At 60.0% G+C, this 11791-nt stretch carries 11 protein-coding genes; 4 read left to right on the top strand and 7 right to left on the bottom strand.

The window, feature by feature from the left end:
* Nucleotides 1-26: 26 nt before the first annotated feature.
* The 3 genes from C9I57_RS01735 to C9I57_RS01725 form a co-directional block, all read right to left on the bottom strand.
* Entirely contained in the window at nucleotides 27-701 is a 675-nt protein-coding gene (locus tag C9I57_RS01735) for an HAD family hydrolase (protein WP_107148911.1), read from the bottom strand.
* A gap of 117 nt (nucleotides 702-818) precedes the next feature.
* Nucleotides 819-1190, bottom strand: coding sequence for a hypothetical protein (locus C9I57_RS01730; protein WP_146166157.1), 372 nt, complete (start codon nucleotides 1188-1190; stop codon nucleotides 819-821).
* Between the two features lie 116 nt (nucleotides 1191-1306).
* Nucleotides 1307-3325 carry an NPCBM/NEW2 domain-containing protein gene (locus C9I57_RS01725; protein WP_181321689.1) on the bottom strand — a complete coding sequence of 673 codons (2019 nt, stop codon included), beginning with the start codon at nucleotides 3323-3325 and terminating at the stop codon, nucleotides 1307-1309.
* A 210-nt stretch (nucleotides 3326-3535) separates the two neighbouring features.
* Here C9I57_RS01725 and C9I57_RS01720 point away from each other — a divergent pair, with 210 nt between their 5' ends.
* Nucleotides 3536-4285, top strand: coding sequence for a hypothetical protein (locus C9I57_RS01720; RefSeq protein ID WP_107148908.1), 750 nt, complete (start codon nucleotides 3536-3538; stop codon nucleotides 4283-4285).
* A 124-nt stretch (nucleotides 4286-4409) separates the two neighbouring features.
* Here the strand turns inward: C9I57_RS01720 and C9I57_RS01715 are convergent, their stop codons facing one another.
* Entirely contained in the window at nucleotides 4410-5321 is a 912-nt protein-coding gene (locus C9I57_RS01715; RefSeq protein ID WP_107148907.1) for an AraC family transcriptional regulator, read from the bottom strand.
* A 165-nt stretch (nucleotides 5322-5486) separates the two neighbouring features.
* Here C9I57_RS01715 and C9I57_RS01710 point away from each other — a divergent pair, with 165 nt between their 5' ends.
* Together C9I57_RS01710 and C9I57_RS01705 are read left to right on the top strand one after the other, a co-directional pair.
* Nucleotides 5487-6320 carry an oxidoreductase gene (locus C9I57_RS01710; RefSeq protein ID WP_107148906.1) on the top strand — a complete coding sequence of 278 codons (834 nt, stop codon included), beginning with the start codon at nucleotides 5487-5489 and terminating at the stop codon, nucleotides 6318-6320.
* A 129-nt stretch (nucleotides 6321-6449) separates the two neighbouring features.
* Nucleotides 6450-7118 carry a VC0807 family protein gene (locus C9I57_RS01705; RefSeq protein WP_107148905.1) on the top strand — a complete coding sequence of 223 codons (669 nt, stop codon included), beginning with the start codon at nucleotides 6450-6452 and terminating at the stop codon, nucleotides 7116-7118.
* Nucleotides 7119-7125: 7 nt separating this feature from the next.
* On the opposite strand, the gene C9I57_RS01700 is transcribed toward C9I57_RS01705, so the two are convergent.
* From C9I57_RS01700 to C9I57_RS01685, 3 genes are all read right to left on the bottom strand, one after another.
* Nucleotides 7126-9129, bottom strand: a complete 2004-nt coding sequence (locus C9I57_RS01700) for an SMP-30/gluconolactonase/LRE family protein (protein WP_181321688.1) — start codon at nucleotides 9127-9129, stop codon at nucleotides 7126-7128.
* Between the two features lie 387 nt (nucleotides 9130-9516).
* On the bottom strand, nucleotides 9517-10110 hold the full coding sequence (locus C9I57_RS01690) for a DUF1326 domain-containing protein (RefSeq protein ID WP_107148904.1): 594 nt from the start codon (nucleotides 10108-10110) through the stop codon (nucleotides 9517-9519).
* A 303-nt stretch (nucleotides 10111-10413) separates the two neighbouring features.
* Nucleotides 10414-11046 carry a DUF1326 domain-containing protein gene (locus C9I57_RS01685; protein WP_107148903.1) on the bottom strand — a complete coding sequence of 211 codons (633 nt, stop codon included), beginning with the start codon at nucleotides 11044-11046 and terminating at the stop codon, nucleotides 10414-10416.
* Between the two features lie 414 nt (nucleotides 11047-11460).
* On the opposite strand from C9I57_RS01685, the gene C9I57_RS01680 reads away from it, so the two are divergent.
* Nucleotides 11461-11772 carry a DUF4148 domain-containing protein gene (locus C9I57_RS01680; protein WP_020566564.1) on the top strand — a complete coding sequence of 104 codons (312 nt, stop codon included), beginning with the start codon at nucleotides 11461-11463 and terminating at the stop codon, nucleotides 11770-11772.
* Nucleotides 11773-11791: the final 19 nt, after the last annotated feature.

The following is an 11791-nucleotide window of genomic DNA, read 5'->3' as shown; positions in this document are numbered from 1 at the left end:
ATGCCGGTAAAGGCTCCCCGGTCGGTTCACGCAGGAAGCGTCTCCACTCCGAACCACGCGGCAACGTGCTCCATCGCGTGATTGAGTGTCTCGAGCATCGTCAGGCTAACGCCGATGACGTCCTCCGACGGCTCTTTCAAATCCGGCACGGTCACGACCTGGATCCCGGCGCGATGCGCGGCGCGCACGCCGTTCTCGCTGTCTTCGAATGCAAGGCACTCGCTCGGCGATTTCTTTAGCCGGGAAGCCGCGAGCTCGTAGACGGCCGGATCCGGCTTCCCCCGGGCGACTTCATCGCCCCCTGCGATCGCGTCGAACAAATCGAGCACCCCGACTCGTCCAAGCCGAGACTTGATCTCCTGTGCGCTCGAAGACGAAGCAACGGCACATGGCACGCCGGCATTGACCAACGCAGTCAGTAGGCCATGCGCTCCCGACTTGAGCGGAAACACCGGAGGATTCGTCGGAGACTGTAACCGCTGCCGAACGAACTTCAGCGCTTCCTGAAATGCCGCCTCCGAGCCGAACATCGTGGCCAGCATCGCGTGGCACTCAGGTAACGACCTCCCAATGATCTGAACATAGTCGACGGGGAGGATATGAATCCCGAGTTCACGTCCGGCGGCTATCCAGGTGTTCATGATCGTTCGTTCCGAATCGATCAGTAGCCCGTCCATGTCGAAGATTGCCGCGGAGAACATATGCACGAATCGTTGGGAAGTGTGAGATGGCCGCACTATAACGCCTGCGCAGCTGGCTCTGCGTGAACGATTCCGACATAAAGCTGGTTCATTTCCGCCCATGCCTGTATGCATTGCTCAATCAGCGACCGGCGCCTCACAGACCGATTGATATTCAGAGTTGAAATAGTACCTGCAAGCGAGTGCGACATTGATCATGAGCGCAGCGCAGACGACCACGCAGACGGTGGCTGCTACGACATTCGTCGCCTGCCGATACCGCCATGCTTTGCCTATGAAGCAAGCCAGGCCGACCAAATAAACGATCAGGGCGGGAACGCTACACATCAGTACCTGGACCGGACCGTCGCAATCGATTCCGCCTGATCCCATCGCCTCATATTCGTTGGGGAATGACAGCATTCCAAGCAGGGCAAGGGGCGCGAATACGACGATTAGAACGAGGACGAGCCATTCGCGACGGGTCGGCCTAAATGAAGAGCTGGTCATAATCAGCTGAGCCGGAGTGGCACCATCGGATCTCCCTCTTTACGACGTATGCACAACGCTGAGCGCAAATAGCGCTGATCGACGGCAAGCAGGCCAAGCGGGAGCACTGGCCAAAGTCACCGACAGAGCAGCCGTGGTGATGCCCAGTCCGCCGTATCAAATGCACTTTGCCCTCCCGAACGACCGGTCTGGTTCTGAATCTGTCCGCCCGTGCGGCCGAGGACGATCAGGCGCAGCATTCCCACATTGCTTACGTCAACGGAGACGCTTTGTGCTGGCGAGCCCTGTTGCATGATACCGCTGTCAAATAACATCTCGCCATCTCCCCAGACCTGAAAGCTTACCGCGCCAGGCACGGGGCCGCTGTCGTCGACTCCGGTCTTGGCCGTGAATTTCGAGCATCGCCTGTCGAGGTGGTAAGCAATTTGCGCGGGAGCGCCGAGTATGCCGAAGCCTTCCGCGTAACTGGCGCCGGCGATTTTTAGCGGACCCGATAAGGGTGGCGCATGCAGATCGTTTGCGACGACGGCATCCGTGGAGACGGGCGCAGAATAAACGGTCGCGCGTGAGGGCGGTGGCGCAGCGTCGAGCGCGATGTTCGACGTGTAGGGTGAAGTGTCGATCCGGTTGAACGCCGCATACGCCCAGTGGAGCGCACCAAGGCGTACCGAGCCAGACAACGCCGGCTCTTGTCCCTGGATCACCAGCAGACTCGTTCCGTGCGGCGCAACCGTCGCCTCATAGGAAGACGAGAAGACGCCCAGGTCTTTGTGTGCCCAGACATCCCGGACGGAGGCGGGACTTTTCGCGAGGCCTAGATCGGCGAATTTCACTTTGATTCTGGCCTCGATATCGCCCTCGTTCAGGAGCGCGACAGCACGAGAGCCGGTGCGGCTTAGCGGTTTCGCCAGTACGTGTGTGTCGCCTTGGGGGCCAGGCCTCAACGCAATTTCGGATGCGGCGAAATGCAAAGGGTCCTGATCGATTGCAATCACCTCTCGATTGGTAAGTAGTCCGAGCGCTCCGTTATCGAGCGTCAGGTCATTCCCGGCGATGAGCGGCGCCGACATCATGGCCCAGATCGACATATGGGTTTGTGCCTCGGCGGGCGTGAGAGAGCCGTTGCCGATTTCGAGCGAATCCATATCGATGACAAAACCGGGCTCGACATACGCCGGCGCCAGAACTCGGGCGATGTCGATGTTGTGTCGGATGCTGGCCCAATTCGCCCGCACATCAGAAGCGATGCGCGCGGAATCGCCAATGTCCATTGCGGCCCAGCTATCAGGTGTGTGGATGAATTGATCAAGTCGGGTAACGTAGGGGACGCTGAGATAGACCGTCTTGCCGGAATCGCGCGCGAAGGAGTCGAGGGCGTTACGAATCGCGTCGAAACTTCCCGAAGTGCCATCACAGTCGTCGTATTTGATCAGATCGACGCCCCACGACGTAACGGTTCTTACGTCCTGAGCCTCATGCCCCAAACTGCCCGTGTACAATACGCCACCGCCACCACGGCCGATACAGGTGACCGTGTAATTGGCAAGGTAAATGCCGAGCTTCAGGCCCTTGGCGTGAATGTAATCGGCGAGGGCCTTCATTCCATCCGGAAACTTCCGCGGATCAGCCTGAATGTTGCCCTGCGGATCGCGGCCTTTCATCCAGCCGTCGTCGATGTTCACATACTGGTAGCCGGCGTCTTTCATTCCGTTCGAGACCATCGCATCGGCGATTGCCTTGACTAGACTCTGATTGACTTCCCCGCCATACCTGTTCCAGCTGCTCCACCCCATTGGAGCAGCGTTGAACCGGATTCGACCAGCCATGCCCTTGGGGGCGTTGTCCAGTTGCATGGGAGAGTTCGAGGAATCGAGCGGCTGCTCGATGAGAGAGGCATCTCTGGTATTAGCGACGTTTTCAGGCTTGTGCGTGAAAGCCGCGGGTGGGCGAAATACCGGGGATGCGCATGCTGTCATCAGGAGTGCGGCGAACACCCAAGCAATGAAATATGCCTTCGGAAGGTCGGCCGGTGGAGCGGTGCCGGCAAGTCGCGCGCCGATCGCGTCCATTTGGATCGTCTGCAGCGATGAAAATTTTCGATGCATTGAGGTATCCACCGTTTCTCGCCATGACATCGAGCACGCCTTCGCCGTCCGGTCAATCGCGCTGATCGCTTGGAGCCCCAGACTATAAGCATCATGCGGCCCGCAATGGGCTTCATTATTGCCGAATGCGCGCATCCCACCGCATACTAATTAACTTGCTCGCCGCTGCTTGCGAATGTCGCCATCGAAATCACAGGACAGTAGTCGATCGAGGGGCCAAAAATGACCACACGGAGTTTCATGCGGACGCTCAGAGTTGACGAATCGCCGGTGCAGCTTCAAGGACAAGACGTGATCATCCGCCCGGAGCCTTGGCTGAATGTCGCCCGCGCAGCTACGAGGCGCTTGGCTGCGCTTGCCCGCATCCGGTATTCATTTCTCATGCGCTTCGAGATCGCCGCATTAGGTCTGCTCCTGCTGCTCATACCGTTCTCAGCCCGCGCAGCGGACGTCGAGATCGTCAGTGGCTCGTACGATGGCGGCATGCTAATCGGTTTCGACCGGGCCACAGGCGTCGTCACCGGCTACTTCAGCGAACAAACCGGCGAAGGGCAGTTTAGCTGCATCTTCTACCTGACCGGCAAATTGCGGGGTTCGGAAGCCCCAATTTCGACCTATTTTCCGGAAGCCCCGACCGAGGATTTAATCAAAGGTCAACTGGTACTGGGTACACGCGGAGAGTTTCAGGTCCGACTGCCATCCGAGCACGGCGGCTGTTGGAACGTGGAGCATTTCGCCGACGCAAGCCAACCGGCCGATTTCACACTTGATGCCGCATACCCATGGATCGCCGTCGCCGTCGTGAAGCGCGACAGAGCCTATTTCTTCGATACGCCGGCCAGCGCCGTCCATCGCAAGGGATATGTCGTAAAAGGCGACGGCGTTGGCGTGCGCGCCACTCAGCCAGGGTGGCTGCAGGTCGATTTCGTCGGCAATGGCAAGCCGGTCTCGGGTTGGATCAGGCAATCAGACGTCTATCCGACTCGCTAGGTTGGTGAGCGACTTAGTTCGCTCGTACCCGATCTCTCGGAAAATGTTCCGCCTGCCATTTGGTATCCGATCGGGTACGGCGTGCGCTCGTGGAAGCAGCTCTCGCACGAGGGGCTGGCCGCCTTCAATGCGACGAGACGTAATCCGGGCTTCCATGCGCTGGAGGTATCGCAAAACTCTCCTGCATCCGTTTCGTCTCCGCCGCCGGCGGCAGGCCAAAAAGCCGCTTGAATTCACGATTGAATTGCGACGCGCTCGCATAGCCTACTGCATGGCAGGCTGCCTCCGCAGTCATGTCCTGACGCACCATCAGCAAACGCGCTTGGTGGAGTCGTATGGACTTCACATACTGCATTGGCGATGTCCGCGTAATCGCCTTGAAGTGGGCGTGAAATGTAGGCACGCTCATGCCCGCCTCTTCGGCCAACTGTGAGAGATCGAGTGGCTCTGCGTAACCGGCGTGAATCCGGCGCAGCGCCTTGCCGATCTTGCCGAACTGTCCTTGCATCGCCAAGGCCGCGCGCATCGCATGGCCTTGCGCGCCCGTCAACACGCGGAAATATAACTCGCGCACGAGCGCAGGCCCGAGAATCGCGGCGTCGAGAGGGTGATTCATCGCTTCCAGGAAGCGCAACACGGACGTACGCAGTGCGGAATCCATCGGACTCGACATCATGCTCTGCGGCTGGTCCGTTCGCACGGAGATGTCATGGCGATCCAGCTCGATCATCAACTCCGCGGCCGCCTGAAAGTTCAGATGCATGTAGATGGCCAGGAGTGGGCGGTCCGGCGTCGCGTCGGTTTCCATTGTGAAGGGCACCGGTACAGCGACTGCCAGATAGTGCTGCTCGTCGTACAGATAGAGCTGGTCGCCGAAATAGCCCCGTTTGCTTCCCTGACAGACGATCACAATGCCGGGATCGTAGAGCACCGGCGTGCGCGACAACGCGTGGTCCGAGCGGAGGATGCGCACGTCGGGCACCGCGGTGAGGTTGTATCCCTCGTCGGGTGCCAGCTTCCGAAGCAGCTCCACCATGCGCTGCCGGTCACTCGAGGACGAGTTCGAGTCGTGGGTCCTCTTTTTCATCGCGTGCTGGCTCGTCTCATAGGAATAGGCAATACGAACAGAATATTCGACGTAAAAACACTCCGGCTGAAAGAATACTATGCAAACTTCCTTGATTGCTCTGGAGTGACTCGCATGCCATCCCCCAAAATTCTGCTCATCACCGGCGTCAGCAGCGGCTTTGGCCGAGCGCTGGCCCGTGAAGCGCTCGCCGATGGCCATCGTGTGGTCGGCACGGTCCGCAGCGAAGACGCCAAGAAGGACTTCGAAGCACTCGATCCGGCCAAGGCCGTGGGTCGCCTGCTCGATGTGACAGACTTCGATGCCATCGATCGCGTCGTCGCCGAAATCGAGGCGTCGGTCGGTCCACTGGATGTCGTCGTCAATAACGCCGGATATGGCCATGAGGGAGTAATGGAGGAGTCCCCGCTCGCGGAAATGCGGCGGCAGTTCGACGTCAACGTATTTGGAGCGGTCGCCGTGATGAAGGCCGTGTTGCCTTACATGCGAGCACGCCGGCGCGGGCACATACTCAACATCACTTCCATGGGTGGCTTCATCACGATGCCGGGCATCGCCTACTATTGCGGCAGCAAGTTCGCGCTCGAAGGCATCTCCGAGGCGCTCGGCAAGGAGGTCGAACCGTTCGGCATCGCTGTTACCGCGGTTGCGCCCGGTTCATTCCGCACCGATTGGGCGGGCCGATCGATGACGCGCACGCCTCGCTCCATTCCCGACTATGACGCGATCTTCGATCCTATCCGCAAGGCCCGCGAGGAAAAGAGCGGCAGGCAGTTGGGCGATCCGGTAAAAGCCGCGCGCGCGATGCTGGCTGTCATCGACAGTGAGGCGCCGCCGCCGCACCTACTCCTCGGGAGCGACGCTCTCGCACTCGTACGGGAAAAGCTCTCGGCGCTCGCTGGTGAGATCGAGACGTGGGAGGCGCTCACGCGCACGACTGACGGATAAGAGGAGGCAAGCCATTCGGATGGCGACGGGTTTCAAGAGAGACCAAAGGCCGGCGAGTGCGCGATCTTCTATACTTCGGTTGACTTCGTCCCTGTTGTGAAGGACGCAACGAACCGTTCCCCGCTCGTCATGAAAATCAAGGCTGCCGGCTTAGCGCTCGAACTTGCCGTCAATCTCTTGCTGCCCTGGCTAATGTATCGCCTGGCGCTGCCTTATGTCGGCCGCACCGGCGCTCTCTATGCATCGGCGGTGCCGCCGCTCGTCTGGAGCCTCGCAGGATTTGCAAGATCCAGGCGCGTCGACGCGCTTAGCGTCCTCGTCTTGGTGGGGATTGCGCTGTCTATCGCGATGATGGCGCTCGGGGGGAGTCCGCGGATCCTTCTCGTTCGTGAATCGCTCGTTTCAGGCGTGATCGGCGTCGTCTTCCTGCTCTCGCTCCTCCTCGATCGGCCTCTCACTTTCTATCTCGCTCGCGCCACCGTCGCTCGCGAGAACGGAAGCGGCGCAGCACGCTTCGAGACACTCTGGTGCGAACGTCCTCCCCTTCGCGCGTCGATCCGCCTGATGACGCTGGTGTGGGGCGCGGGGCTCACTGCAGAGGCTTTGTTGCGCTGCTGGCTAGCATGGCAGTGGCCCGTCGAGCGCTGTCTCGTCGTGTTGCCATTTGTCAGTTACTCGATCTATGGCGGTCTGATGCTCTGGACCTTCTGGTTCCGAGGCCGATTGAGAGAGCGCGAACGGTCGTCGAGTGGCAGTGTGGCGGGGCACCCTGACGGGACGTCGATACCCCGCGGTTAGCGCGTCGTTATAAGTGAAAACGATAGACGACGATACTCGAGTCGTTGAAATTATCCTTGGTCACCACATACTCCCCGGTTCCTTCACTGAAGTAGGACCTGAGGCTGTACATCGAATCGACGTCACCGCCGACGCTCACGGCATTCGGATTCGAGTTGTTCAGCGTGGCGTCTAGTGTGCCCGTGGTGAGATTGAACGCATCGATGTCTTGGAGCACGTCGCGGTTCGGCACCGATTGCCCCGAGTACACGTATCCGACGAAGAGATAGTTGGCCGACGCGGTGATCGACCGCGGCGTTGCACGGGTGATGTTAATGACTGGATTCGGCGAGGACGTATTGCCTGCTCGCCAGCCGTGATACACCTCGATCCTCGTTCCCATCTGCGACCAGTCCGCGCTACCGGCCACACCTTGCGCGAGGATCATCGTATCGCTCTCGGGCAGGTAGATGATTCTGGTCAACGGTTGTACGGACGTCGGCACGGCTGTCGGAACGCCTGCTCCCCAAATCGGCGTGCCGTCAGCTTTGAAGCCGGTCAGCGAGTAGTGCCAGATCTGGTTCGTGCCATCCAGGCCGGCCCAAACGTCCCCGTTGGAGTCCAGGCAGAATCCTCCGGTGACCAGCGCTGTCGTCTTGAAGGTGTTGAAAGCGCCTGTATTCGGGAGTGCGCCATCGGGTATGGCGATATAACCGTTCGCTTTGTTGAAGTGATAAAAGAAGAAGTGGGCTGGGCTTTGGCCGGATGCCACGAGAATGCGATTGAGCGGTTTGCCAGGGCGGCCGATAAATGCCATCTGCGCGAAGTTCTCGTCGCGGTCGCCCGTCGTGCTGGTGAGGCGGGGATCCGATGGGTAAGCAATCGGATCGACCATGTTCGCTACGAATGTGCCTCCGGCCGTGCCGGTGTAGATGTTGCTGCTCGAGTAGAAATATTGCCCGTAGGTGATCGCGTCCGGGACAGGGTCGGGACTCGGGCCTGGTACGCCGTTCACTTCGAATCCGAGCGATTGAAGCTTCCATATCGGGTTGCCGGATGGGTCGAACGCGTGAAGGTCGGTGCCGCCGTGGCGCGCGAGGTCCCAGGTTCCCCCCCATGGATTAGTGAGCACGTATAGATTGCCAGTGGAGTCTTTGCCGATGCCGACTACGCGCGTGAAGCGCTTGTCGCCAACCTGGCCTTTGACGCCGTCCCTCGTATCGAGGTAGCCGCCTCGAACGCCGAACGTGCCCGCCAGGGTTGGCCTGTGCGTGATGTGGTAGTACTTGATGTTCATGTCGGGCCCTTCGTCGCCCACCCACAGATCTTGAGTCGGTGCGTCGTAGTAGAGCGCGGACGGTCGGGACGTGGATGCCATCCTGATGGTGTCGAGGAGCGCACCGGTCGGACTGAATTTTCTGATCATGCCTCTGTCCTTCTGCGCGACCCAGAGATTGCCTGCCCCATCGACGGCGAGGGCGCCGGGGCTCGACACAGGAATGTCGAGCTGCGACGCTCCATCGAGCGTATAGACCCGAACGCGGTTTCCAGGGAAATCGCTCGCGTAAAGGAGCGAGCCCGAAGTCGCGAGTCCAGTGACGACATCCGCCCGCTGTTCGGACGTATCGGCACTCACCGGAATGACCAGATCGCGTGTTTGCGTGCTGCGGTTGAAGCGTCCCACGAATCCGCTACCGCCGATCGCGCTGTTGAATTGCAGCGCGGCGAAGACAAAAGTGGCATTGCCTGTAATGGCACTGCCCTGAAACTCGTTATGAAGCCCGATAGAGCCTTTGTTTTCTCCGCCCTGATAGATCGCAACGCCACCTTCGCGCTCGTCCCACATCGACGCCGTATAGATCGTCCCCTCGGGGGCGACCCACATAGACCGCGCTGCGTTGCCGACATGGGCGGCGTCGGTTCCGAACGTATTGGCCACCCAGTCGGTCGTGTATTGCGTTTGCGCCAGGCAGGGGGACGCGTTCGCCGCGGTCAACACTGCCGCGACAAGTAGGGCATGAATTGTCTTCATTGGGCACCGGGAGCAGGCTGTGGGGAGGGCTGCTGTCCGCCAAGTCGGCATCAAGCTGAATCAGCTTAATTAACCGTTACGCATAAAAAAAGAAAATATATTGCCAACCCCACTGCTTGACGGCGCCCGTCCCTGAGCCGATGCTCGAGCCGTCGGACATTGAGCAGATGGCCGCGCCTCTGTTGCATTGCGTGCTAGCGGCGCAATGGAATAATGACGTTCACAATTCGGCTTCGATTGCCGCCTTGTCGATGACCGACCATACCTGTGTAATGTTTCCGTCACGAAACGCGTAAACACGACTGCGGACGCGCACATGATGACGCGTCCGCAGTTTTGCATCGGTAGGAACGCCGCTACTATGCGGTTGGCTCGGTTCGGTCGCCGTTATGAGCTCCAGTCGAACTCGGTAATCTCCGCATGGCCCAGGCTTTCCCATTGCCGCATGTCGGGATCACGCCAGGAACTGCCTTTGCCGTTCGCGAGCCCGATATCATCGCGGAATGCGGCTGCGCCGTGTAGCAGGCGCGTTATCTCGCCAGTGGCACCGCGCAACGGTTTGGCGATCGCCACGCCGATTTTTCCCACTGTGATTCGCGTTTCATCCTGGCTGCTCTGGATGTCGATCGGCGCATCCACGGTCGGCAGCCATTCCTTGACGAGTTGCCCGACTACTTCATAGACGCCGCCCCGCTCGCCCTTGAACAGTGGCTCGAGCGCGGCCCGCTGCGCGGCCGAAACCGAGGAATCGAAGTAGATGCGTCCAACGCCCTCACCGCCGAGGAAACCTTTCGGCCAATCGGCAACCCACGCCAGTTTGGCGCCGCTCACGTCGACGCCGTCGACATCTCCACTGCCAATGTCGACCCACTGGCCGCCAGAGCACCAGACCTGATCGCCCTCCAACTCACCTAGCACGCAAGGACATCCCACCTTGCAACTGCATGGCGCATAGTAAGTTCCGACAATATGCCAGGCCATAGCATGCCTCCTTTTGTTCGCTGGTTATCGAACGCGACACAGCACCCGTTCTCGTGCCATATCGCCGCCGCCGCTTCCGGCTACGGAACGCTGTCGAGCCAAGGCATCGCCAGTATCGCGAGGCCGCCCGCTAGAGAACAGCGCCCAGAAAGGGCTCTCCCGCTTGGCCAGGATTGCCCATACGACCCAGCCGATCGGAAGGACACCTCGACATGGCGTTCTCTTCGTCGTCGCTTATGCGGGCATCGATGGCTGGGGCACACCTGCAGGCGATTTCAGGGATTCGGGTGTCGCACTGGAGCCTCAGGCATTACTCCAGTCGAACTCATTGAGCTGAGCGTAGGTGTTCTTGTGGCGCATGGCGAGCGGCTCCGGTGCCGTTACCTCCAGGCGCGCCACGCTGGCCATCTCCGCCTTCTTGTACTCGAAGCCGTTCGGCAGTTCGATGCGTGCGCGATGTTCCTCGCCGGTGACCGGATTCTTGATCGGTTCGATATCGCACTCGGCGAGCCCGGAAATGCGGAGCGCGCCGGTGCGGCGTTCGCGATCGACCTGCAGCTCGATCGTGGCGAATGCCGGCTCGAGCGTGTGTGGGCACACGCTCGCGAGGATCTCAAAGTATGTTCCGCCTTCTTCACCACTCTGGATGGCCGCCAGCGCTTGCCGCTGCTCGGGAGATGCCTGCTCGTCGATGATCCATTGACGGGTGCCGTTACCTTCATGGATCGCGCCGGGCCAACGCACGATCTGAGCGAAGCGCAGGCCGTCGAGACGAGTGGCGCCGTACTCGCCCGCACGGATTTCGTAACCGATGACCGCCTCGCAATGACCCGTGGTAGGCAGCGCGTTGAACTGACATGGACAGCCCCATGCGCAGTTGCAGCTCGCCACTTCTTCACCGGCCATGCGCCAATTCACCTTGGTCGAGCTCTCCATGGTTCATTCCCCTACCAGTACTATCTTCAGTCGATCGCCAGGGCCGATCCGCCGGGCGATCGTCGACAGTAGGACGCCTTGATCGTTTAGCTGACTCGAGGATTAGTAATTAAGTCGTTATAGCGAGTCCGCCGGAGTCCATCTTTCATTTGGTAAAGGTTAGATGCCGCGCGATGCGAAATCTAGCCGATTGTGCGCTCTGGTGACTTGCCGAAACCAACGTGACGCCTACCCTTGCGACAGCGAGACCGGAACAACGCTTGCTGTGTGCCTAAGGCATCAAAGCGACGAGCGGTGCTGAGGCGTAAGCACACGCTCGGCAAAAAGGGACGCAGGGCTTGACGCGGAGATGCCTGTCGCGGTTAGACGCCAGTGGCCGTGGCTGGCGCGATAGAAGCGAAGCACACACGTACTATGAGAAGGCCGTCTGGAACACAGCCGATACTTGCCGCTTTGGCGATTTTGCTCGCTGGGTGTGCCGCCGGCGGCATGCCGTATACGGGGCGGCACCTGACTCCAACGGAGTGCCGTGACCTGGCGGCGCTGAAGACCAACGCGCCGCCTACAATGGCGCAACACCATAGCGAACTCACTGCGCTGAGGAAAGCCGGCTATGACCCATCGCCCTGGTATGACGATCCGTACTACCCGGACGATCTACAGGCGGCACAGCGCCTTGTCGACTATTGGTTCCAAACGGAGTGCCAGCAATCTCAACCCCGCTGAAGAGCCCGTTCGACGTTGC

It is taken from the genome of Trinickia symbiotica (genome assembly GCF_003028655.1).
In the GTDB taxonomy this organism is placed as follows: Bacteria; Pseudomonadota; Gammaproteobacteria; order Burkholderiales; family Burkholderiaceae; genus Trinickia; species Trinickia symbiotica_A.
Note: the sequence above shows the minus strand (reverse complement) of the source record. Positions and strands in the feature narration are given on the sequence as shown.

Bases quoted from the DNA above. Each gene is read 5' to 3' on its own strand.
- C9I57_RS01700 (WP_181321688.1), bottom strand. From the start codon at position 9,129: ATGAAGACAATTCATGCCCTACTTGTCGCGGCAGTGTTGACCGCGGCG.
- C9I57_RS01730 (WP_146166157.1), bottom strand. From the start codon at position 1,190: ATGACCAGCTCTTCATTTAGGCCGACCCGTCGCGAATGGCTCGTCCTC.
- C9I57_RS01725 (WP_181321689.1), bottom strand. From the start codon at position 3,325: ATGTCATGGCGAGAAACGGTGGATACCTCAATGCATCGAAAATTTTCA.
- C9I57_RS01720 (WP_107148908.1), top strand. From the start codon at position 3,536: ATGCGGACGCTCAGAGTTGACGAATCGCCGGTGCAGCTTCAAGGACAA.
- C9I57_RS01705 (WP_107148905.1), top strand. From the start codon at position 6,450: ATGAAAATCAAGGCTGCCGGCTTAGCGCTCGAACTTGCCGTCAATCTC.
- C9I57_RS01710 (WP_107148906.1), top strand. From the start codon at position 5,487: ATGCCATCCCCCAAAATTCTGCTCATCACCGGCGTCAGCAGCGGCTTT.
- C9I57_RS01685 (WP_107148903.1), bottom strand. From the start codon at position 11,046: ATGGAGAGCTCGACCAAGGTGAATTGGCGCATGGCCGGTGAAGAAGTG.
- C9I57_RS01680 (WP_020566564.1), top strand. From the start codon at position 11,461: ATGAGAAGGCCGTCTGGAACACAGCCGATACTTGCCGCTTTGGCGATT.
- C9I57_RS01690 (WP_107148904.1), bottom strand. From the start codon at position 10,110: ATGGCCTGGCATATTGTCGGAACTTACTATGCGCCATGCAGTTGCAAG.
- C9I57_RS01735 (WP_107148911.1), bottom strand. From the start codon at position 701: ATGTTCTCCGCGGCAATCTTCGACATGGACGGGCTACTGATCGATTCG.
- C9I57_RS01715 (WP_107148907.1), bottom strand. From the start codon at position 5,321: ATGGTGGAGCTGCTTCGGAAGCTGGCACCCGACGAGGGATACAACCTC.